Origin of the sequence: Lentilactobacillus kribbianus, from assembly GCF_013184075.1 — a bacterium.
GTDB classification, from domain to species: domain Bacteria; phylum Bacillota; class Bacilli; order Lactobacillales; family Lactobacillaceae; genus Lentilactobacillus; species Lentilactobacillus kribbianus.
Map to the genome: position 1 here is coordinate 247,248 of NZ_JABEQQ010000002.1, position 23,782 is coordinate 271,029.

Sequence of the window (23,782 nt, forward strand, 5' to 3'; positions counted from 1 at the left end):
GTGTTTAAAAAAATTTCGGCTGGTTGGGTCTTTGCAATTGGCTTGATTTTAATGTTTTTCTTAGATGGTTCCATTAGTTTTGTTTTTTCACCAGAATTATTTAATTTTCCTAATTCTGCTGTACCGTGCTTAACGGTGTTATGGCTAGAGTTAACGTTAATTTTTGCTGACCGAAAATCATTACATTTAATGTTTTGGGCGGCTGTAGTAGGATTTATATTTGATATGTATTACATGGGCTTACTTGGAGTATTTGTCTTCATTTTGCCTTTGGTAATTTATTTAAGTCGAATAATTTACGAAGCATTACCGGCCAATTTTTTAAGTGGCTTTTTGGTTTACTTCATTATGATCACGTTAGTAGAAGGGCTAAGCTGTTTTGCTAACGTGATTGTGGGCACAGCTTCAGTTAATATGGCTGATTTTTTAGTTGAAACTTTAGCGCCCACTTTAGCACTCAACCTAGTGTTGTTTGCACTGCTATATTTTCCAGTTGATGGATTGTATCGAGCAGTTAGCCGATAAGAAGGAGTTTTTGGAATGGAAGCAGCGGTTCTTAAGGGTACCCAAAACGGATATGAACTAATTTTTGATGATCGAGCAGCCATGGAGGATGTATTTAGTACTTTAGAAAAATTACTAGATAGTCTCAAAACACAAACTATCACCTCAAATAAACAAATTTCTTTTGATATTATGGCTGGTAATCGAATTATTACTGCTAATGATCGACAACGATTGGAAACGGTATTTGCTAATTATGATACTTTTTCAATCCATAAAATCGTTTCTGACGCAATTACAAAAGAAAAGGCCAAAAGTATCAAGGAACAAGAAAATGTTCATGTGATGGCTCGAACTATTAGAAATGGTCAAGATGTTACCGTAGAAGGTGATGTGTTATTTCTAGGCCAGATTCACCAAGGTGGCAAATTATTGGTTAGTGGCAATATCTTTGTAATGGGAAACGTCGAGGGAATTATTCAAGCTGGTTTTCCTAATGTAGAAAACAAATTTATTATTGGTGACGTTAGAAGTGCACAACAGGTTAGAATTGGGGAGCAATTTGCCGTTATGGACGACGATATGCGTGCTAAAATAAATAGCAGAACAATTATGTATATTAATGACTTACATACATTAGAATTTGGGGAACTTAATGAACTAAAACAAATTAGTCCAAAGTTCTTTAATCAGATCGGAGGAATTACCAATGGGTAAAGCATACGTGATTACTTCAGGTAAAGGAGGAGTTGGTAAAACAACTTCGACCGCAAATATTGGTACTGCCTTGGCAATGATGGGCAAAAAAGTATGTTTAATGGATTTGGATTTGGGGTTAAGAAACTTAGATGTAGTATTAGGTTTGGACAATCGAATTATGTACGATATTGTCGATGTCGCAGATGGTCGAGCTAAGTTGGCGCAAGCATTGGTCAAAGATAAGCGATTTGATGATTTACTTTATCTTTTACCAGCAGCCCAAAATACTGATAAAGATGCATTAAATGAAAATCAAGTAATGGATATTGTTGAAGAATTAAAACCAGAATTTGATTATGTTTTAATTGATTGCCCAGCTGGAATCGAACAAGGATTTATGAATGCCATTGCTGGAGCAGATAGTGCAATTATTGTTACAACTCCGGAAATATCAGCCGTTCGTGATGCTGATCGAGTAGTCGGATTATTGGAACAAAATCCATTACAAGAACAACCTCAACTTATCATTAACAGAATTAGAAAACACATGATGGATGATGGTTCAGTGATGGATATTGATGAAATCACTCATCATTTGGGAGTAGATTTATTGGGAGTTATTGTTGATGATGACGAAGTTATTTCAACATCTAATCATGGTGAACCGGTAGTTTTGGATACAGATAGTTTGGCTGGTCAAGGTTATCGTGATATCGCTCGACGATTAGAGGGTGAATCAGTACCACTAATGAATTTAGAAACGGAAACTGCAAAACCAGGATTTTGGCAACGAGTTACCGGTTGGTTTAAACGAAGCTAAACCACTTGACGGATTGATTAAAGTAGTTTAAAATTCTGCTATCTTAATTATATATATAATCTACGATGATCGGATAGATTTAAGCGGTGATTTAAAGAGAACCTCGTTGGGTGAGAAGAGGAAAATTACACTTGAGTTTGCACATCCGGGAGTAATTTTTCTGAAAGTATAACTATGGTTATTTAGTAGGAAAAATCGTTGAACACGTTATTGTTGAAGTTTAGTAATAAACTCATTGAGTTTGATTTGTATGAACAAATCAATAAATTGGGGTGGCACCACGATGTCAAAATCGTCCTCTTGGTTAATCATGATTAACCAAGAGGATTTTTTTATTACTAAACTTATTAAGATAGTTAATGTGAATTAACTATAAATTGAGGTGGCACCACGTTGACTCGTCCTCTTGAACGTTAAAGTTCAAGAGGACTTTTTTTATAAGGAGATGAATATTTTGGACTACATTATTTCGATTTTACCGGCTTTATTATCAGGAACAAAGATGACATTGACTATTTTTATAATTACGGGTATTGGTTCTATTTTATTGGGTGTTCTGGTCGGTCTGGGATTAATCAGTCACTTTAAGCCGTTAGTGGGGATACTTAATGTTTATGTTTGGCTAATGCGAGGAACACCGCTATTATTACAATTGATTTTTGTTTTTTACGGCTTACCACTAATTGGTATTGTTTTTCCTAGATTAGATGCAGCCTTATTGGCTTTTATTTTAAATTACACGGCTTATTTTGGTGAAATTTTTAGAGGAGGTTTTCAGGCAATACCAGCTGGTCAATTTGAAGCAGCTGAAATGTTACATCTTAGTTATTGGCAAACAATTAAAAACATTATTGCTCCGCAAGTTTTTAAAATAGTTTTGCCATCATTAGGCAACGAAATTATTAATTTAATTAAAGATTCATCATTAGTTTATGTTATTGGGTTAGGTGATTTATTACGAGCTGGTAACGTGGCCACGTCTCGTGATGTTACGTTAGTGCCACTGATCTTGGTAGGTATCATTTATTTGTTATTAACTGCCATTTGTACCTTTGTCTTGAAACAAATTGAAAACCACTTTCGAGTTTGGCGTTAGGAAGGAATAATAATGTTAGAAATCAAAAATTTAACTAAACAATTTGACGGTCAGATGATTATTAACGATTTTTCAATGATAGTACCTGATCAGTCTATTACGGCTATTGTAGGTCCTTCAGGAGCAGGTAAAACCACATTACTTCGCTGTATTACTGGTTTAGTAAAACCCGATAGTGGTCAATTTTTATGGCAAAATCAGATTTTTGATCCTACTGATCATCACAGTCAGAACGCTATTATTGGATCAGTATTTCAAGATTTTCAACTATTTCCTAATTTAACAGTATTAAAAAATATTACTTTGGCACCTACGTTAGTTCACCATGAATCACTTGAATTAGTTACTCAAAAGGCGGAACGACTACTGATTAGATTAGGATTAGGTGAACAAAAAAATCTTTATCCTTATCAACTTTCTGGCGGTCAAAAACAACGAGTGGCAATCGTTAGGGCATTAGCGATGAATCCCAAAATTCTTTGTTATGATGAACCAACTTCAGCACTAGACCCAGGATTACGAGATGAGGTAGCTGATGTTATCTTAGACCTGCAAACGAGTGGTATGACTCAAATTGTTGTTACTCATGATATAGATTTTGCTCAAAAAATTGCTAATAAAATGATTCAAGTTACTGCTTTGAAACGGTAGGTAGATCAATGAAATTTAAACGTAGATTTAATTATTTAACACTTATAATAACGGTACTCATGGCCAGCGTTATTTTCTTAACAGGTTGTACGAAAAACAATCAATCTAATTTAACTCAATCTCAAATAAATTGGCAAAAAATAAAACAACGAGGAACAATTATAATTGGTTTAGATGATAGTTTTGTTCCAATGGGATTTCAACAAAAAAATGGTAAAATTACCGGTTATGATGTTGATTTAGCTAGAGCAGTCTTTAAACAGTATCATCTTAAAGTTGATTTTCAACCGATTGATTGGTCAATGAACGTTACCGAATTACGAAATGGAACTACCGATTTGATTTGGAATGGATTATCCATTAACGAACAGCGGCAACAAAAAATTAATTTTAGTGAGCCGTATTTACAAAATAAGCAGGTTCTGGTCACCCAAACTAGCAGTCACATTAAAGATTTCGCTGGTATGAGTAATCAAAGATTAGGGGTTCAGTCTGGATCAGCAGGAGCGAATGATATTGATAAATATCCCCAGATATTGAAGCAAAAAATTAAGGATCAACAACCAGTTTTGTATGATTCATTTACGGATGGTTTTTTGGATTTAAAGGCCAATCGAATTCAAGGATTGTTAATTGATAGTGTTTATGCCAATTATTACGTTAAACATCAGGCCAATCGTAATCAATATCGAATCATAGCAAGCCCATTTCCTAAAGAATATTATGGAGTTGGTGTTAAAAAAGGTAATCAAGAATTGACAACAAAAGTCAATAAGGGGTTAAATAGACTAGCGAAGAGCGGCAAACTAAAAAGAATTAATCAAAAGTGGTTTGGCACTCAAGAAGAATCACCATTAGTAAATTAAAAGGTAATAGGATATAAAATGAAGATAAAAAAACAGCAATTTCGTACCATTAAGGTAATTTCGGATGATAAATTTAAAAATAATAAAATCACAATTAATTTTGTGCGCCCATTAGTTGCTGATGAATTGAGTAAGCGGGCTTTATTAGCTGAATTAATTGGGAATGGTTCACGTAAATATGATAGCGAACAGGCAGTAGCAAAAAAACTATCTAATTTATATGGGGCTAGCTATGGGGCTACAGTTATTCGTTTAGGTACTCAAAGTATTTTGCAAGTAAACATTACCTTTCCTAATGATAAATATTTACCCAATCAGACTAAGTTATTACCAGAAATAATTGATTTTTTAATAGAAATGCTTTATGCCCCACAAGTTATTGATAGTCAGTTTGAACCTCACTTTTTTAGGCTTCACCAAGACAATATGATTAGATATGTGAATAGTATTCAAGAAGATCATGCGTATGATAGTATTATTGCTTTACGCAAATTATTTTATGATAATCAGAGTCAATATGGTGATTATATTTTAGGAAGTAAAAATCAAATCGAAGCGGTGTCCAGTCAAAGTTTATTTGAATATTATCAATCGGTTATTGAAAATGATGCGGTTATTATTACAACAGCCGGTAATTTAGAATTGGCTACGATTCGTAAAGCATTTCTCGAGACACCACTAGCTGAGTATATGGATACTTCGTTTCAGTGGCCGGCTTTAAAGGTACCATATCAAGTTCATGGTCCACGTAAACAAGTTAAAAAGTATGAAGGTGATCAGACTATTTTAACAATGGGGGCTTATTTACCAATTTATTTAAATGATATGCAATATTTTGCGGCCTTAGTGGGGAACAGTATTTTAGGTGGTTCGATGCAGTCGTTATTGTTTACTAATATTCGAGAAAAAGAAAGTTTGGCATATGATGCTCATAGTACCTATGATGCTTTAGAAGGCAGAATTACTATTCAAACGGGTATTGATGCTAAAAACGTAGAACGAGTTACGCAATTGATTAAGGCGCAATTAAAAAAATTACAAACAGCAGATTATGACAAGCAATTATTAACAGCTACCAAAAAAGGTTTGGCAGGCGGTAGAATCGCCGGTACTGATTACCTTAGAACACTAACTAATCGTGCGCTTATAAATGAGTTTAAGCAAAATGAAATGTCAGAAGCACAGTGGCAACGTAATTTGGCCAAAGTAACGATGACTGACGTTGCCGACGCTTTTAAAAAGATTTCCATCCAAGCAATTTATGTTGGTTTGGCTACTAAAGGAAGTAATAATGAAAGAAATTAAATATTCAAAATATGATGAAGTATTATATACGCAGACACTCCCAAATGGATTTCAAATATTTGTGCTACCTAAGCCAGGATTTGCTAAAATTTCGGCGGCAATGAATGTTCATTTTGGTTCGTTAGATTCGGAATTTATGTTAGGTGATCGATTAATTCAACAACCTGCTGGAATTGCTCATTTTTTGGAGCATCAATTATTTGATAAAAAGGGATATGATGTTTCACAAATCTTTGCAAATAATGGTGCTGACGTTAATGCTTTTACTTCCTATACTAAAACCAGCTACACCATGGCGACAACTGTGAATGGGTACCAAAATTTAGCGACTTTAGTGTCCTTTGTTACCAGTCCATATTTTACGGATGATAATATTTCAAAGGAAAAAGGGATTATTACTCAAGAAATTGGAATGTATCAAGATGATCCAGAAAACCAGTTGTATGTTAAAACTATTCAAAATATGTATTCAAAGACGACATTAGCAGATGATGTAGCGGGTAGTGTGGAATCTATTCAGCAAATTACTAAAAATGATTTAAAGTTGGCATATACAAGTTTTTATCGACCAACTAATATGAATTTATTTGTTACTGGCAACTTAGCGCCAGAAAAGGTTTTTGAAGTAGTATCACAAAATTTTAATTCCGAAGTAGCAAATGAGGTCGGTCAACATATTTATACTAAAAAGATTGCTGATTTGATGCCAGAATCAAATATTACTACGATGCATAAACCAATTTTTTATCCTAAATTTGCCATTGGCATTCGGGGAAATGATATAGTTGAATCAAAACGAACAGGTCTAAAATATGAGATTGCGGTGTCCATGGCATTGGATTTATTTTTTGCCGAAACAGCAACCACGTATAATCAGTTATTTCACCAAAACCTGTTAGACGATTCCTTTAACTATGAATTTGAAAATGAAGTCGGATTTCATTTTGCGATACTAATGGGGAATGCGGATGATCCTAAACAAACCATTACTGCCCTAAAATCTGTTTTGACTGAAATTAACCAAAAATTACCGCAAATGAAAAATGAATTTGAATTGCAAAAAAAGGAATTAATTGGGAATTATTTAGCTATGATGGATTCTGAAAATGCGATTGTTTCGCAATTTGATAATAATGATGATTTTAGTTCAACTATTTTTGACGAATTAAGTATAATTAATGAACTTAATTTTACCGATTTCGTAACTATCACCCAGCCATTTTGGCAGAATGCGAGCTATACGGTAACAATTGTTGAACCATAATAATTTTTAAACAATCCTTATGTTATTTAGCTTGGTAGGATATGATATACTGAAATTAACGACTATTGTGAATGTGTGGAGAGAGCTATGACCGAAGAGAATGAAAATTTGACAAAGGCTTCAATTGGTAAAACGCTAAAGGAAGCGCGAGTTGCCAATGGCTATACACTTGATGACTTACAAAAAAATACTAAAATTCAAAAACGTTATCTTATTGCTATCGAAGAAGATAAGTTTGATGAATTACCTGGTGAATTTTATGTGCGGGCGTTTGTAAAACAGTATGCAGATTCAGTAGGTTTGGATGGCAATGAATTATTGAGTCAAGCAAACGATAAGCTTCCTAACGCTAAAACAGCAGAACTACCTAATGATAGTAATGGTGTTGCGGGTTCTGAAAAGCGTTCGGAACAACGACCTTTTACTGAGGAACGGGATTTTGATTTTAAACGATACATACCAATCGTTGCGGTGTCTTTGATTGTAATTTTAATTTTGATTGCTATTTGGGTCGCTGCTTCGCGTAATACGCATAATGCGTCGCAAACTAAAATTGATAGTAGCAGTGTCACCGTTTCATCCAGCTCCGCCAAGACCAAAAAGGCTAAAACTGAAATTGTTGATACTAAAACTAAAAAAGCTGCTAAAAAAACTAAGGCTAAGAAAAATACTGAAATTAGTTTTAAGAAAACAACGGTTTCTGGTAGCAACTTAACTTATTCGGTTAGTGGCATTGCTAAAGAAAAGAAATTAATTAAAATTTCAGCAACTGAAAGCGCCTGGACTTCAGTAACTGTCGATGGTGCTAGCAAGTGGCAAGGTTCTCAAACTACGGGACAAAAAAAGACCATTTCGTTGCCAGCAGATACCACAGCTGCGTCTATTCAAATGGGAAATGCTAAAGGTACTAAACTAAGCATCAATGGTAAAGCACTTAAGTTAGCTGCCCCAGCTGCAGGATCAAGTGATCAAGTGCGAACTGTAACTATTGATTTTAAATAAAAATATTTTATGTGTGAAGGGGAGTTTGAGCTATGAATTTGCCAAACAAATTAACTTTTTTTCGAATTATATTAATTCCGGTTTTTATTATTATTCTGGCAATACCTTTTAATTGGGGAAGTGTCACTATTGCAGGTACTACAATTACTGTGGCACGATTAGTTGCAACGATAATTTTTGTAGTAGCTTCATTAACTGATGTGTTGGATGGTAAAATTGCAAGAAAAAATCATTTAATTACTAATTTTGGTAAATTTGCTGATCCACTAGCTGATAAGATGTTGATGACCACTGCCTTTTTCTTCTTGGTAGCTTCACATACGGTACCAGCTTGGGTAGCTGCGATTATTGCTTGTCGTGAATTAGCGGTAACTGGATTACGATTAATCATTGTTCAAAGTGATGGAGAAGTGATGGCTGCTGAAATGCCAGGTAAAATTAAAACTGTTTCACAAATGTTTGCAGTCTTTTTCTTGTTAATGAATAATATTTTCTTTAATTTAATTCATATTCCAATGGATCAAATTTTATTGTATATTTGCCTATTCTTTACGGTTTACTCAGGTGCTGATTATTTCATTAAGAACAGAAATGTTTTTGCTGATTCTTTTGAAAAAAAGAATTAAATCTTACGTAATTAAATAATAAGAGCGGAAAATGCTCGAATAAAAAAGGCGAACAAAAGTTCGACTTTTTTCTTGCTTTTTATTAAATTTATTTGTATAGTTGCTGTTGTAGACTTTTCCATAAGGAAGACGGAGGAACTTAATGGCTGATGAAAGAAAAGCCGCTTTAGATAAAGCGCTCAAAAGTATTGAAAAAGAATTTGGTAAAGGGTCCATTATGCGAATGGGCGATAAAGTAGATACTCAAATTTCAACCATTCCAACTGGTTCACTTGCGTTAGATGAAGCACTTGGAGTTGGTGGATATCCACGAGGACGAATTGTTGAAGTATACGGACCTGAAAGTTCTGGTAAAACTACGGTAGCTCTTCATGCGGTAGCTGAAGTGCAACGTCGTGGTGGAACGGCTGCTTATATTGATGCTGAAAATGCGTTAGATCCTGCTTACGCAACTAATTTAGGGGTTAGCATCGATGATTTGCTATTATCTCAACCAGATACTGGTGAACAAGGACTGCAAATTACGGATGCATTAGTATCTAGTGGTGCCGTCGATATTGTGGTTGTTGATTCAGTTGCTGCTTTAGTTCCACGAGCAGAAATTGAAGGCGAAATGGGTGACCAACATGTTGGTTTACAAGCCCGGTTAATGTCACAAGCACTCAGAAAACTATCTGGAACTATTAATAAAACTAAAACCATTGCAATTTTTATTAATCAAATTCGTGAAAAAGTGGGAGTTATGTTTGGTAATCCTGAAACCACACCAGGTGGTCGGGCACTTAAATTTTACTCAACGATTCGTTTAGAAGTACGTCGTGCTGAACAAATCAAAGATGGTACAAATATTATTGGTAATCGTGCTCGCATTAAAGTGGTAAAGAACAAGGTTGCTCCACCATTTAAAAAAGCCGAAGTTGATATTATGTATGGAAAAGGAATTTCACAATCAGGTGAATTAGTAGACATGGCTGTGGAAAAGGATATTATTGACAAATCCGGTTCATGGTACTCATATGGTGAGGATCGAATTGGTCAAGGTCGCGAAAACGCCAAGAAATATGTTGAAGACCATCCAGACATGTATAGTGAAGTACTTAAAAAAGTGCGAACAGCTTATGGCATTCCAGATGCTGATGGTGATGATGCAGCGGAAAATAAACAAGCTCAATCAGATAAAAAAGAGGACTAAATTGGCCCTCTTTTTTTGTTGGTTTTCTTTTAACTAAAATGAGGGAGAATCCGCTTAAATCTGCGGATTTGCGCTACGCAATCATTGACACTTAAACGCGTAAACATTACAATAAGGAATGTGTCAATAATCAATAAAAATCTGAAGAACCGATTAAGAAATTAATCTTTTTGATGATGTGGAGGTGAAACCATGGAAATGGTTATTATAATCCTCGCAATCATCGCTATTGTTGTGAGTTTTGTTGCTGGAAAAGCTGTTCAAACTAAGACTTTTGAGCGTAATATAAATGCTGCTCATGATTCTGCAGAAGGAATCATTAACGAAGCTAATAAAAAGGCTCAAAATACGGTTAAAGAAGCATCATTAGCCGCTCAAGAGGAAGCTCATAAATATCGTTCTGATGTCGAAACAGAATTAAAACAACGTCGAAGCGAGATTCAAAAACAAGAAAACCGTTTGGCTCAAAGAGAAGAAACCTTAGACAATAAGGATTCTGCTTACCAAAAACGGGAGTCTTCATTGAATCGAAAAGAGCAAAAGTTAAATCGTGAACAACAAAATCTTTCTAAGCAACAAGACAGTGTCAATGCACTTATTCAGGAGCGTCAAGAAGAAATTCAACGAGTAGCTGCGCTTTCCCAAGAGGAGGCTCGTGACTTGTTATTACAAGAAACTAGTGAGAAATTGGCTAGCGAACGAGCTAAGATGGTTAAACAAAGTTACTTACAAGCTCAAGAAGAAGCTAACGATAATGCCAAAAACTTAATTGTTCAGGCGATTCAACAAAGTTCAGCTGATGTGGTTTCTGAAACCACTGTTTCTGTTGTAGCTTTACCAAATGAAGATATGAAAGGGCGTATTATTGGTCGTGAAGGCCGAAATATTAGAACCTTTGAAACCTTAACTGGTATTGATTTGATTATTGACGATACTCCTGAAGCCGTAGTATTAAGTGGGTTTGATCCCATTCGAAGAGAAGTGGCAAAGCTGGCCCTAGAGAAGCTTATCAAGGATGGAAGAATTCACCCAGCTCGAATTGAAGAAATGGTTGAGAAAAGTAAAAAAGAACTCGACCAACGAATTCAAGAGATTGGTGAAGAAACATTGTTTGAGTTAGGTATTCATTCAATGAGTCCAGAATTGACAAAGCACGTAGGAATGCTGAACTTCAAGATCGGGCACGGCCAAAACCTATTGGCTCATTCTATTGAAGTAGCTAAGCTAACAGGGGCATTTGCTGCTGAGCTTGGTGAGGACGTTACATTAGCAAAACGCGCGGGATTATTACACGACATTGGCAAATCAGTAACTAATGGAACAGAAGGTTCTTCTGTTGAATTAGGAGTTGATCTTGTTAAGAAGTACCATGAGAGTTCGATTGTTATTGACGCAATTGAAGCTTATCATGCAGGGCATGAACCAGAATTTATTATTTCTGAGTTAGTGTCAGTAGCAGAAAAAATTACCTTCTCTCGTCCGGGAGAACATAGTGAATCATTAGAAAGTTATGTTCACCGACTTGATAGTCTTGAAAAAATTTCAGATAGTTTCGAAGATGTTGAAAAGAGTTACGCAATTCAAGCAGGTCGTGAAATTCGGGTGATTGCAAAACCTGGTATGATTTCTGACACTGAAGCAATAGTGTTAGCTCGAAAGATAAAAAAGAAGATTGAAGCTGATATGAAATATCCTGGTCACATTAAAGTGACAGTGATTCGGGAAAAACGATCGGTAGAATATGCTAAGTAAAAAGATCAGATTTTCTGGTCTTTTTTATTTTCTCAGATACGGGTACAATAGCCTGTATTAAAACAAAAAAGAATTGGAAATTAAAAAATGCGAATTTTATTTATTGGTGATGTAGTTGGTAACATGGGGGTTGAGATGATTACCTCTAAATTAGCTTCAATTAAACAAGAGTATCGGCCACAAGTAACCATTGTTAATGGAGAAAACTCTACTGCAATGGGACGTGGTATTACTGAAAATATTTTCAAAACGATGATGAGAAGTGGAGTGGACGTTGTAACCTTAGGTAATCATGCCTGGAATAACGAGGATATCTATAATTTTATTGATGATACTCCTAAGCTAGTCCGTCCAGCCAATTATCCTGGTAAAGTAGTTCCTGGTCACGGTTATACCATTATTAACGTTAATGGTAAAAAATTAGCGGTAATTAACATTCAGGGGAGAGTCTTTATGGATAATATTGATGACCCGTTCTCTCAATTGGATCAACTGGTAACTGATTTAACCGATCAAGTTGATGCAATTTTTGTGGATTGTCATGCCGAGGCTACCAGTGAAAAGTTAGCACTAGCACTTTATTTAGACGGTCGAATCTCGGCTTTAGTTGGTACTCATACGCATGTACAAACTAATGATGGTCGAATTTTGCCTAACGGAACTGCCTTTTTAAGTGATGTAGGAATGACTGGTCCGATTGACGGTGTTTTAGGCATGAAGTCAGATACCGTTATTGAACGATTTTTAAATGCTAGACCAGTTCGTTATAGTGTGGTTGACAGTGGTAATGCGATTTTATCAGGATGTGTCATTGATATTGATGACAAGAATGGTCGAGCTCGTAAAATAAAAAATATTATCGTGAAAAAAGATGATTTATTAGGAATGTAGTTTGGAGGAGGAATATTTTTGGCGAAGAATGAAACTACACCCATGATGGTTCAATATCAAAAGATAAAAGATCAGTATCCAGATGCTTTTTTATTTTACCGGTTGGGTGATTTTTATGAATTGTTCAATGAAGATGCCATTAAGGGATCTCAAATCCTGGAATTAACGTTAACTAATCGAAATAAAAATGCTGAAAATCCAATTCCAATGTGTGGTGTCCCCCATAAAGCAGCTCAAAACTATATTGATATCTTGGTAGATCAAGGATATAAAGTAGCTATCTGTGAACAGATGGAAGATCCAGCACTAACTAAAGGCATGGTAAAACGAGCAGTTATTCAATTGATTACTCCCGGTACTCAAGTAGATACTGGCTCTGAAGGTGCCAAAGATAATAATTATTTAACTGCTGTTTTAGCGACAGATGATAATTTTCAATTGGCCTATGTGGATTTATCTACCGGTGAATTAAAAGTGACTACGTTAGCTAATTTTGATGAATTAACGAACGAAATAATTAATCTGCAAACCAAAGAAACGGTTGTACTTAAAGATAATTCAACTAAATTAAGTGAATTGTTAAATAAATTAGGTATTTTAGCTTCAACGATTGAGTTAAAACCAATTAATTCAACAATGAGTTATTTAACTCAAGATATTGAATCTGAGCCACAACAAAAAGTACTAGCCTTACTAATTAGTTATGTAGAAGAAACTCAAAAACGTAGTTTGGATCATTTAAAACGAGCGGTAGCTTATCAACCTAAAAATTTCTTAGAGATTGATCATAATACCCAATATAATTTAGAATTAATTAAAAACATTAGAACTAGCAAGAAAAGTGGTACTTTATTGTGGTTGTTAGACCAAACCAAGACAGCCATGGGGGGACGCAAGTTAAAACAATGGATTGAACGACCCTTGATGGATAAAACCGTTATTGAAAAACGACAATTAATGGTCAATGAATTATTAGATCATTATTTTGAACGAAGACAACTGCAAAATGATTTAGTTAGTGTCTATGATTTAGAACGGCTAGCTGGTCGTATTGCTTTTGGAAGTGTTAATGGTAGAGACCTGATTCAATTAAAAACATCCCTCAAGCAAGTACCTTTGATCCAACATACGCTAAATAGCTTAGAAACGCCTCATTTTGATGAACTAAATGCTCGAATTAACTTGATGGACGATATTGTTTCAGTAATTGAAGAAGCTATTGTAGAAGAGCCACCCATTTCTGTAACCGATGGAGGGGTCATTAAGCCTGGGTTTAATGATCAGTTAGACAAATATCGAAATGCTACTCAAAATGGTAAAACCTGGATGGCTAATTTAGAAGCACAAGAACGAGAACTAACTGGTATTAACAATTTAAAAATAGGTTATAATCGGATTTTTGGCTATTATATTGAAGTTACTAAGGCTAACATTAATAAATTGCCAGAAAATCGTTATCAACGTAAACAAACTTTGACGAATTCAGAACGTTTTTCAACTCCTGAATTAAAAGAACATGAAGAACTTATTTTAGAAGCGCAAGATAAGAGTCAAACCCTAGAATATGAATTATTCACTAAAGTTCGTGATGTAATCAAAAACGCGATTAAACGTATTCAAGAACTGGCTGATGTTATTGCCGAAATAGATGTTTTACAAAGTTTTGCTAGTGTTAGCGAAGAATATCGTTTTGTTAAACCAGAATTAACTGACCAGCACGAAATTGAAGTAATTAATGGCCGGCATCCAGTGGTTGAAAAAGTCATGGGACATCAGCAATATGTGCCTAATGATATCGTTATGAACCAGGATACGAATATTTTATTGATTACTGGTCCTAATATGTCTGGTAAAAGTACCTTCATGCGTCAGTTAGCTTTGACGGTGATTATGAATCAAATTGGTTGTTTTGTGCCAGCAGATTCAGCTAAATTACCCGTGTTTGACCAAATTTTTACCAGAATTGGGGCTGCTGATGATCTTATTTCGGGCGAAAGTACCTTTATGGTAGAAATGAAGGAAGCTAATAATGCTTTGCAACACGCTACGAAAAATAGTTTGATTTTATTTGATGAAATCGGTCGAGGAACGGCTACTTACGATGGTATGGCATTAGCACAGGCTATCATCGAATTTGATCATAATAACATTGGAGCTAAAACTTTATTTTCAACTCATTACCACGAATTAACAGCGTTAGACCAACAACTACAACATTTACAAAATGTGCATGTTGGCGCTGCAGAACAAAATGGTGAGCTGGTTTTTTTGCATAAGGTGGAACCAGGTCCAGTAGACAAGTCGTATGGGATTCACGTTGCTAAATTGGCTGGGTTGCCAGATAGCCTGTTAAATCGAGCTAATGATATTTTAATTACTTTGGAAAATGGTGCAAAATCAAACGAGCGAACTGTAGTTGATGAAAATCAGCCAAAAATCTCAGTGATGGCCGATGATGCTAAGCTTAATACTGGGACGACGCCAGAGTTAAGCAATCATGGTAAAGACCAATTATCACTTTTTGAAGATGATCCTATTAGTGATGTAGATTTAGAAATAGTCCAACAAGTGCAACAATTAGATTTAATGTCAAAAACTCCTATGCAAATTATGAATCAGGTTTATCGTTGGCAACAAAAGTTAAACAAAGAATCAGGTGATTAAATGACCAAAATTCACGAATTACCAGTCTTATTAGCTGACCAAATTGCGGCCGGTGAAGTGGTAGAGAGACCGGCATCAGTAGTTAAAGAATTAGTTGAAAACGCGGTTGATGCCAACAGTTCAGAAATTATCATTAACATTTTGAATGCTGGTTCGCAGTTAATTCAAGTAATTGACAACGGCGATGGTATTGCTGAAGATCAAGTTAAAACCGCCTTTTTACGACATGCTACTAGTAAGATCAGTGAACAACGAGATCTTTTTCGAGTTAAGACCTTGGGATTTCGCGGAGAAGCTTTGCCCAGTATTAATTCTGTCTCAGATTTAACGATTCAAACGGCCACGAAAACAGCAATGGCCGGTACTGAATTGGTTTTTAAAGGTGGACAATTTCAATCACAAACAGTAGCACCACCGCGTCAGGGAACTAATGTGATGGTAAAAAATTTGTTCTATAACACACCAGCTCGACTGAAATATTTAAAGTCACCCAGTACTGAATTAGCACGAATTACGGATATCGTGAATCGAATTGCAGTTAGTTACCCTGAAATATCCTTTTCTTTAAACTCTAATGGCAAGGAGTTATTACGAACTTCAGGTAGAGGTAATATGGAACAAGTGGTGGCGGCAGTTTATGGTAATAAGGTCATGGATAAAATGTTGGCTGTCAATACTTCAGAAATGGATGTTGAGGTGAGTGGGTTAATCAGTCTGCCGGAAGTGACTCGCTCAGCCAGAAAGTATATCTCTATTATTTTAAATGGTCGTTATATTAGAAACTATCAATTAACTAGAGCCATAGTGGATGGTTATGGTTCCAAACTGATGGTTGGTCGTTATCCCATTGCGGTAATTAAAATTAATATCGATCCAGCCTTAGTGGATGTTAACGTTCATCCTACTAAACAAGAAGTACGTATTTCTAACGAGCAAGCGATTAGTAAGTTAATTACGGCGGCTATTCAAGCTAAACTGGCGCCACAAGTTAGAATTCCTAAGGTAGTACCTAAATCTCCAGTGACTAATTACGGTCAAATTCAACCCCAAGCTAGCACTAAAGATGAACAGCTAGTATTGAAGTTGCAGTCAGATGTATTAGCTGCTAATAAATTTGATGAACCAGTAATTATTCAGCGTGCTGATCAACTGAATAGTGAAAAAGTTAAAAAATTTGAAGACTATGTTGCATTATTTACCAATATGAATGCTTTAAGACCTACGCCACCAATTCCAGTCCCCCAGACTGAACCCGTTGTTTTACAAAATAAAATTGAATTAGTTCCTGAAGAAACCGCTGGCTTTCCGGCACTTCATTATATTGGTCAACTTCATGGTACTTATTTGATTACTGAAACTGAGGCTGGGATGTACATGGTGGATCAACATGCGGCCCAGGAACGGGTGAATTATGAGTTTTATCGAGAACAGATTGGTCAAGTTAGTGCTGATCAACAACGACTAATGGTACCGATTGTGTTAGATTATTCCACATCTGACTTTTTATTAATTTCTGAAAAACGCGGTTTATTGGAGCAATTAGGAATTTATTTAGAAGAATTCGGTCAAAATAGTTTTGTGATTCGAGAACATCCAACGTGGTTTAAGGCCGGGCAAGAAGAAGATACTATTAAGGAAATGATTGATTGGGTTTTGAGTGATCACCAACTTTCAGTGGCGGCTTTTAGAGAGAAAGCTGCCATTATGATGAGTTGTAAGCGAGCCATTAAGGCGAACCATCACTTAGATCGTCAACAAGCCGAGGCGTTATTAAAGAAATTACCACAATGCGAAAATCCTTATAATTGTCCGCATGGTCGCCCAGTGTTAGTTGAGATTTCTAATTTAGAAATTGAAAAAATGTTTAAACGCATTCAGGATGCTCACGATACCAAGCAGCGCTAAATATAGGTCTAATTCGGAGAAGTTTTATGATACAATCAAGTATGCAAACATACGTTTAGAAAGAGGAATAAAATGTTTGAATTTCTTGAAGGTACGATTACTGATGTGAGACCGGATTCCATCGTAATTAATGTAAATGGTTTAGGCTTTTTAGTATATACACCAGATCCTTATAAATTTGATATTGGCGCAGACGTTCAACGAATCTACGTGTATCAAGCGGTTAGTGAAAATTCCAATCTATTGTACGGTTTTCATGATGCAGAGGATAAACGCTTATTTTTAAAGCTAATTGCGGTTTCGGGAATTGGACCCAAGAGTGCGCTGGCTATTTTAGCTGGTAATGACCGTAAAGGCTTAGTGACTGCGATTACTAATGAAGATGTTAAATTTTTAACGAAATTTCCGGGAGTGGGCAAGAAAACAGCTCAACAAATTATTTTGGATCTGCAAGGTAAATTGGGCGAATTAAGCCTCGAGACTGATTTATTTTCTAGTCCTCATATCTCTCAACAAGCTGAGGTGACTTCTGAAGTTGATGACGCTTTAGCAGCCCTCACGGCACTAGGATATTCAGAAAAACAAGTTAACAAAATTAAAGATGATTTGGTTCAACAGACTGGACTATCAACCGATGAATACTTGAGCTTAGGCTTAAAACTGTTGATGAAATAAGAAAAGGTGAGTTACGTGTCAGAAACTGATGAGCGAATTATTTCACCTGATAATATAAATGATGGTGAAGAAAAGTTAGAACAATCTATTCGTCCCCAAAGGCTAACCCAATACATTGGTCAAACTGATATCAAAAATGAACTAGGAGTCTATATTACCGCAGCCAAGCAACGAGAAGAATCTCTAGATCATGTTTTGTTATACGGACCACCTGGACTAGGTAAAACTACCTTAGCGATGGTAATTGCCAATGAATTAGGGGTTAACATTAGAACAACGAGTGGACCTGCTATCGATAAACCGGGTGACTTACTGTCATTACTCAATGAATTACAACCCGGTGATGTCTTATTTATTGATGAAATCCACCGATTACCTAAAATTGTGGAAGAAATGCTTTACTCAGCTATGGAAGATTTTTTTGTCGATATTATTATTGGTCAGGGAGAGGGCGCTCACCCAGTTCATTTTCCCTTGCCACCATTTACTTTAATTGGAGCTACTACGCAAGCAGGAATGCTTTCAGCACCATTAAGAGATCGGTTCGGGATTATTGAACACATGAACTACTATAATATTGCTGATTTAGAAAAAATCGTTCAGCGAACAGCTAAGATTTTTACCATTGAAATTGACGATGATGGCGCCAAAGAAGTGGGATTACGCTCGCGAGGAACCCCCCGAGTAGCCAATCGACTGTTAAAACGGATTAGAGACTTTGCGCAGGTAGCCAATAAAGATACCGTCGATTTAGAAATTGTGCGTTATGCATTGAATTTACTAAAGGTGGATAATTTAGGCTTGGATGATACGGATATCAAGTTGTTGTCCACAATGATTGACTATTATAATGGCGGTCCGGTAGGCTTGAACACATTAGCCGCTAATATTGGCGAAGAAACCGAAACCATTGCTGAAATGTATGAACCATATTTACTACAAATTGGAATGATTAAACGAACGGCTAGAGGTAGAATGGTGACCGCCAAAGGATACGAACATTTAGGCTATTCTGGTGATTTAGCTAAATAAGAAGGGATGTTTGACGTTGACTCAAAAATATACATTGGAAGATTTTGACTATGATTTGCCACATGAATTAATTGCCCAGACACCAATTAAGCAACGAGATGAATCAAGACTATTGGTGATGAATCATGAAACTGGGGCAACTCAGGATAAACATTTCTATGACATTATTGATTATCTTAATCCTGGGGATGCTTTGGTTATGAATAATTCTAAAGTTATGCCAGCCAGATCGTACGGAACTAAGGTAGATACTGGTGCTCACATGGAGATCTTATTACTTCATAATATTGAAGGTGATAAGTGGGAAACCTTGATGAAACCTGCCAAAAAGGCCAAGGTTGGTACCGAAGTCAGCTTTGGCGATGGTCAATTAAAGGCAGTTGTTACTAAAGAATTGGAACACGGTGGTCGAGAAATTGAATTTAAATATGATGGTATTTTCATTGAAATTGTTGAAAAATTAGGGGAAACCCCATTGCCACCGTACATTAAAGAAAAACTAGATGATCCAGATCGATATCAAACCGTTTATGCTAAAGAAATGGGTTCAGCGGCAGCTCCAACGGCGGGGCTTCATTGGACTCCAGAATTATTAAAACGAGTTCAAGATAAAGGAATTAAATTAGTATATTTAACTCTGCACGTTGGTTTAGGAACATTTAGACCAGTTGATGAAGAAAATATTGAAGATCATAAAATGCATAGTGAATTTTATCAACTTACAGAAGATGCAGCCAAGACGTTAAACGAAGTCAAGGACGCTGGTGGCCGCATTGTGGCCACGGGAACCACGTCTATTCGAACTTTAGAAACCATTGGTAGTAAATTTAATGGTCAAATTAAAGCCGACTCCGGTTGGACTGATATCTTTATTAAACCAGGATATGAATGGAAAGTCGTAAATGCTTTTATTACTAATTTTCACTTACCTAAATCAACGTTAGTAATGTTGGTGGCTTCATTCACTGGTCGAGATAATATTTTAAATGCCTATCAACATGCAATTGATGAACGTTATCGTTTCTTTAGTTTTGGCGACGCTATGTATATTTATTAATACGGAGGATTGATTTATGGAACCAGCGATTAAGTATCGCTTGATTAAAACCGAAAAACATACGGGAGCGCGTTTAGGAGAAATTATCACTCCTCATGGAACGTTCCCAACACCAATGTTTATGCCAGTAGGTACCCAGGCTACAGTTAAAACTTTGGCTCCTGAAGAACTAGATGAAATGGGAGCTGGTATTATTTTAGCTAACACCTATCATCTTTGGTTACGACCAGGAGAGGATCTGGTTGAAGAAGCCGGTGGCCTGCATAAATTTATGAATTGGGACAAAGGTATTTTAACTGATTCAGGTGGATTTCAAGTATTTTCCTTAGCCAGTAATCGAAATATTACTGAAGAAGGCGTTACTTTTAAAAATGAAATCAATGGTTCAAAAATGTTTCTATCACCAGAAAAAGCCATTGCAATTGAAAATGCCTTAGGACCCGATATCATGATGAGCTTTGATGAATGTCCGCCTTATTTTGAAAGCTATGACTATGTAAAACATTCAGTAGAACGAACTAGTCGTTGGGCTGAACGAGGATTAAAAGCTCACAAAAATCCTGATTGGCAAGCTCTTTTTGGTATTGTTCAAGGGGCCGGTTTTGAAGATTTACGTCGGCAATCAGCAGCTGATTTAGTTAGTATGGATTTTCCAGGATATTCTATTGGTGGATTGTCTGTGGGTGAATCTAAAGCAGAAATGAACCGGGTACTAGAGTTTACAACGCCTTTGTTACCGGAAAATAAGCCTCGTTATTTGATGGGAGTTGGAACTACTGACTCGTTAATTGATGGAGTTATCCGCGGGGTGGATATGTTTGATTGTGTCTTGCCAACCAGAATTGCGCGAAACGGTACGGTTATGACCTCCCATGGTCGTTTAGTTGTTAAAAATGCTAAATATGCTCGTGATTTTGCTCCATTAGATGATAATTGCAATTGCTATACTTGTCGTAATTATACTAGAGCCTATATTCGTCATTTATTTAAGGCGGATGAAGCGTTTGGAATGCGGTTAGCAAGTTATCATAACCTATATTACTTATTACACTTAATGAAGCGGGTACGTCAAGCGATTATGGATGATAACTTATTAGAATTACGTGAAGAAGTATTTGAAATGTACGGCTACAATAAACCTAACGCGAAAAACTTTTAGGTACTAGACGTTGGTCGTTTAGTTTGTTAAAGTATTTTTATACGGAAAGAGTGGGTGAGAAGATGAACAGTTCGATTTATTCAATTTTCATGGTTTTGGTTTTGTTTGCGGTAATGTACTTTTTAATGATTCGACCACAACAAAAGCGAGACAAGCAACATCGAGAACAACTATCAAAGCTACAAGTTGGTGATAAAGTTGTTACAATTGGTCGTTTGCACGGTGTAGTTGACGAAATTCATACTGCTGAAAAAACAGTTACACTTGATTGTGACGGTATTTTCTTAACATTTGATATGAATGCCATTGCCACTGTTAAAGAACGTTCAGTTGCACCAACAGAACCAACAACACCAACCGAAGAAAAATCAGAACCAGTTGATAGTGATAAACCAGCAACTGAAGATAAAACTGATGATTCTGAAACTAAGTAAAAAGGGCTTGGAGTAATCCAGCTCTTTTTTTAGACATTGATAAAAACATACGTTCGTAAAATGGTGATTATATTATGCAAGATAGAGTAGTTATTCACGTAGACATGGATGCTTTTTACGCTGCAATTGAAGAACGAGAAGATCCCTCGTTAAAGGGCAAACCGCTTATCGTTGTTAAAGATCCCAGAAAAACTGGGGGACGCGGAGTCGTTTCTACTGCTAATTATTTGGCCAGACAGTATGGAGTTCATTCTGCTATGAGTTCTATGGAAGCCTTACGATTATGTCCTAAGGCCATTTTTCGTTTTACTGGTTTTAAGTTATACCGAGCTGTTTCACAACAAATTCATAATATCTTTCATCACTATACGGATGTAGTAGAATACTACGCCTTGGATGAGGCATATTTGGACGTAACTGATAACAAGTTAAACATAAATGATCCAGTAAAAATTGGTCGCGAAATTCAACAAAAAATATATCAAGTAACGAAATTGACCTGTTCAATTGGGATTTCTTATAATAAATTTTTAGCCAAAGAGGCTTCAGATTATGCTAAACCTAATGGCTTCACGCTAATTAATCATGAAGATAGTTTGGCCTTTTTAAAACGACTACCGATTGAAAAATTTCGGGGAGTAGGTAAAAAAACAGTTCCTAAAATGCATGAACTAGGAATTCATAATGGCGAAGATTTGTTAGCCTTTTCTGAACTGGATTTGATTAAATACTTTGGTAAGTTTGGTTACTATCTTCATCGACGAGTTCGTGGTGTTGATTTACGACCGGTTCAAGCAGATCGAATTCGAAAATCAATTGGACGGGAACGTACTTTTGGCACTACTTTAACCTCAGTGACAGAAGTAGAAACTGCATTAAAGCATATTGCAGAAATGACGGTAAAAGATGTCATTAAGCAACGTAAGCATGGCAAGACGTTAGTAATCAAAATCAGGTATAGTGATTTTACAACCTTAACTAGGCGTTCCACTTATGATGACTATATCCAAAATACTGCTAATGACTTTGCTATGATTGCAACTGAAATGTTAGAAGATTTGCCAGCAGTTACAGCTGGAATTAGATTACTAGGTATTACAATTACTAATTTAGATGAAATTGAATATGAAAATTTATCTCTCAAACTCTTTTGATACGATAATCTTTGATATTAACGATTAAGACAGGTATACTTAAGTGTTCGATAAAATGTGGATGGAGTGAGACAACGTGACAATTCAAGAGCAAATTTTTAGTGCAATCAAAGAGTACGATACAATCATTATTCATCGGCATAAACGCCCAGATCCAGATGCAATTGGTTCTCAAATGGGACTAGCTGCAATTTTAAAGGCATCCTTTCCGGAGAAAAAAATATTTTGTGTTGGTAAACAATATAAAAGTTTTGAATGGCTCGGCGTAACTGATGAAATTGATGATGATGTTTATAAAAATGCTCTGGTCATTGTTGTTGATACTGCTAACCAACCAAGAGTTTCTGATGATCGTTACAATCAGGGAAAAATGTTAATTAAAATTGATCATCATCCAAATGATGACCAATTTGGTGATTTAATGTGGGTGGATGATGAGGCTTCTAGCACATCAGAGCTAATTACAGTTTTTTATGAACTGTTTGAAGACCAGCTAAAGATGACTGATAATGCAGCTCGCGTATTATATGCAGGTATTGTGGGCGATACTGGTCGTTTTAAGTATCCAGCCACTACGTCTAGAACGTTTGCAATTGCAGCTAAATTAACAGAGTATGATTTTGATGCTAGCGCAATTAATCAAATTGAAGATGAAATAGATTTACCATTGGCTCACTTAGCTGCTTATGTCTATAACAATCTGACTATTCATGAAAATGGTGCTGCTTATGTGGTATTATCAAACGAAGTACTCGAACCATTTAATTTGGGCGATGAAAGTACTTCGGCAGTGGTTCCATTACCTGGAAACCTAAAAGAAGTGGTTTCTTGGGCTATTTTGGTTGAACAAAAAGATGAAACTTTCCGTGTTCGGCTACGGTCAAAAGGACCTCAAATTAATGAGTTAGCTAAAAAATATGGTGGTGGTGGCCATCCACTAGCTAGTGGGGCTATTGTAGAATCATCACAAGATATCGACAGTTTTATTGAAGATTTAGATATAGTTGTTGATCGATATCAAGACAATTTATAGG

At 36.0% G+C, this 23,782-nt stretch carries 22 protein-coding genes; all 22 read left to right on the top strand.

Features of this window, described 5'->3' with window-relative positions:
- The 22 genes from mreD (at position 1) to HII32_RS06080 (ending at position 23,781) form a co-directional block, all read left to right on the top strand.
- Positions 1–525, top strand: coding sequence for a rod shape-determining protein MreD (gene mreD, locus HII32_RS05975; RefSeq protein WP_343034669.1), 525 nt, complete (start codon positions 1–3; stop codon positions 523–525).
- 15 nt (positions 526–540) lie between these two features.
- On the top strand, positions 541–1,221 hold the full coding sequence (locus HII32_RS05980; RefSeq protein WP_172189325.1) for a septum site-determining protein MinC: 681 nt from the start codon (positions 541–543) through the stop codon (positions 1,219–1,221).
- Entirely contained in the window at positions 1,214–2,023 is an 810-nt protein-coding gene (minD, locus tag HII32_RS05985) for a septum site-determining protein MinD (RefSeq protein ID WP_172189327.1), read from the top strand. The genes HII32_RS05980 and minD overlap by 8 nt, the downstream gene beginning before the upstream one ends.
- 454 nt (positions 2,024–2,477) lie before the next feature.
- Positions 2,478–3,119 (top strand): amino acid ABC transporter permease, encoded by a 642-nt coding sequence (locus HII32_RS05990; RefSeq protein WP_172189329.1) that lies wholly within the window; start codon positions 2,478–2,480, stop codon positions 3,117–3,119.
- 12 nt (positions 3,120–3,131) lie between these two features.
- Positions 3,132–3,770 carry an amino acid ABC transporter ATP-binding protein gene (locus tag HII32_RS05995; RefSeq protein ID WP_172189331.1) on the top strand — a complete coding sequence of 213 codons (639 nt, stop codon included), beginning with the start codon at positions 3,132–3,134 and terminating at the stop codon, positions 3,768–3,770.
- Positions 3,771–3,778: 8 nt separating this feature from the next.
- On the top strand, positions 3,779–4,636 hold the full coding sequence (locus tag HII32_RS06000) for an amino acid ABC transporter substrate-binding protein (RefSeq protein WP_172189333.1): 858 nt from the start codon (positions 3,779–3,781) through the stop codon (positions 4,634–4,636).
- A gap of 18 nt (positions 4,637–4,654) precedes the next feature.
- Complete coding sequence (gene yfmF, locus HII32_RS06005; RefSeq protein ID WP_172189335.1) at positions 4,655–5,941, top strand: EF-P 5-aminopentanol modification-associated protein YfmF; 1,287 nt, start codon at positions 4,655–4,657, stop codon at positions 5,939–5,941.
- Complete coding sequence (gene yfmH, locus HII32_RS06010; protein ID WP_172189337.1) at positions 5,928–7,205, top strand: EF-P 5-aminopentanol modification-associated protein YfmH; 1,278 nt, start codon at positions 5,928–5,930, stop codon at positions 7,203–7,205. Before yfmF ends, yfmH begins: the two co-directional genes overlap by 14 nt.
- A gap of 87 nt (positions 7,206–7,292) precedes the next feature.
- Complete coding sequence (locus HII32_RS06015) at positions 7,293–8,207, top strand: helix-turn-helix domain-containing protein (protein WP_172189339.1); 915 nt, start codon at positions 7,293–7,295, stop codon at positions 8,205–8,207.
- A gap of 32 nt (positions 8,208–8,239) precedes the next feature.
- Complete coding sequence (gene pgsA / locus HII32_RS06020; protein WP_172189341.1) at positions 8,240–8,833, top strand: CDP-diacylglycerol--glycerol-3-phosphate 3-phosphatidyltransferase; 594 nt, start codon at positions 8,240–8,242, stop codon at positions 8,831–8,833.
- A gap of 142 nt (positions 8,834–8,975) precedes the next feature.
- Positions 8,976–10,025 (top strand): recombinase RecA, encoded by a 1,050-nt coding sequence (recA, locus tag HII32_RS06025; RefSeq protein WP_172189343.1) that lies wholly within the window; start codon positions 8,976–8,978, stop codon positions 10,023–10,025.
- 192 nt (positions 10,026–10,217) lie between these two features.
- Positions 10,218–11,777, top strand: a complete 1,560-nt coding sequence (gene rny, locus HII32_RS06030) for a ribonuclease Y (protein ID WP_172189345.1) — start codon at positions 10,218–10,220, stop codon at positions 11,775–11,777.
- 87 nt (positions 11,778–11,864) lie between these two features.
- Positions 11,865–12,668, top strand: a complete 804-nt coding sequence (locus tag HII32_RS06035) for a TIGR00282 family metallophosphoesterase (RefSeq protein ID WP_172189347.1) — start codon at positions 11,865–11,867, stop codon at positions 12,666–12,668.
- Positions 12,669–12,686: 18 nt separating this feature from the next.
- Positions 12,687–15,332 carry a DNA mismatch repair protein MutS gene (mutS, locus tag HII32_RS06040; RefSeq protein ID WP_172189349.1) on the top strand — a complete coding sequence of 882 codons (2,646 nt, stop codon included), beginning with the start codon at positions 12,687–12,689 and terminating at the stop codon, positions 15,330–15,332.
- Entirely contained in the window at positions 15,333–17,237 is a 1,905-nt protein-coding gene (mutL, locus tag HII32_RS06045; RefSeq protein ID WP_172189351.1) for a DNA mismatch repair endonuclease MutL, read from the top strand.
- Positions 17,238–17,309: 72 nt separating this feature from the next.
- Positions 17,310–17,912: a Holliday junction branch migration protein RuvA gene (gene ruvA / locus HII32_RS06050; protein ID WP_172189353.1), complete on the top strand. Its 603-nt coding sequence runs from the start codon at positions 17,310–17,312 to the stop codon at positions 17,910–17,912.
- A gap of 15 nt (positions 17,913–17,927) precedes the next feature.
- Positions 17,928–18,944 carry a Holliday junction branch migration DNA helicase RuvB gene (ruvB, locus tag HII32_RS06055; protein WP_172189355.1) on the top strand — a complete coding sequence of 339 codons (1,017 nt, stop codon included), beginning with the start codon at positions 17,928–17,930 and terminating at the stop codon, positions 18,942–18,944.
- Positions 18,945–18,960: 16 nt separating this feature from the next.
- Positions 18,961–20,001, top strand: a complete 1,041-nt coding sequence (gene queA / locus HII32_RS06060) for a tRNA preQ1(34) S-adenosylmethionine ribosyltransferase-isomerase QueA (RefSeq protein WP_172189357.1) — start codon at positions 18,961–18,963, stop codon at positions 19,999–20,001.
- A 16-nt stretch (positions 20,002–20,017) separates the two neighbouring features.
- Complete coding sequence (gene tgt / locus HII32_RS06065; protein WP_172189359.1) at positions 20,018–21,160, top strand: tRNA guanosine(34) transglycosylase Tgt; 1,143 nt, start codon at positions 20,018–20,020, stop codon at positions 21,158–21,160.
- Between the two features lie 62 nt (positions 21,161–21,222).
- Positions 21,223–21,594 carry a preprotein translocase subunit YajC gene (gene yajC, locus HII32_RS06070; RefSeq protein WP_216655656.1) on the top strand — a complete coding sequence of 124 codons (372 nt, stop codon included), beginning with the start codon at positions 21,223–21,225 and terminating at the stop codon, positions 21,592–21,594.
- 74 nt (positions 21,595–21,668) lie between these two features.
- Positions 21,669–22,748, top strand: a complete 1,080-nt coding sequence (gene dinB, locus HII32_RS06075) for a DNA polymerase IV (protein ID WP_172189361.1) — start codon at positions 21,669–21,671, stop codon at positions 22,746–22,748.
- A gap of 76 nt (positions 22,749–22,824) precedes the next feature.
- Positions 22,825–23,781 (top strand): DHH family phosphoesterase, encoded by a 957-nt coding sequence (locus HII32_RS06080; protein WP_172189363.1) that lies wholly within the window; start codon positions 22,825–22,827, stop codon positions 23,779–23,781.
- Position 23,782: the final 1 nt, after the last annotated feature.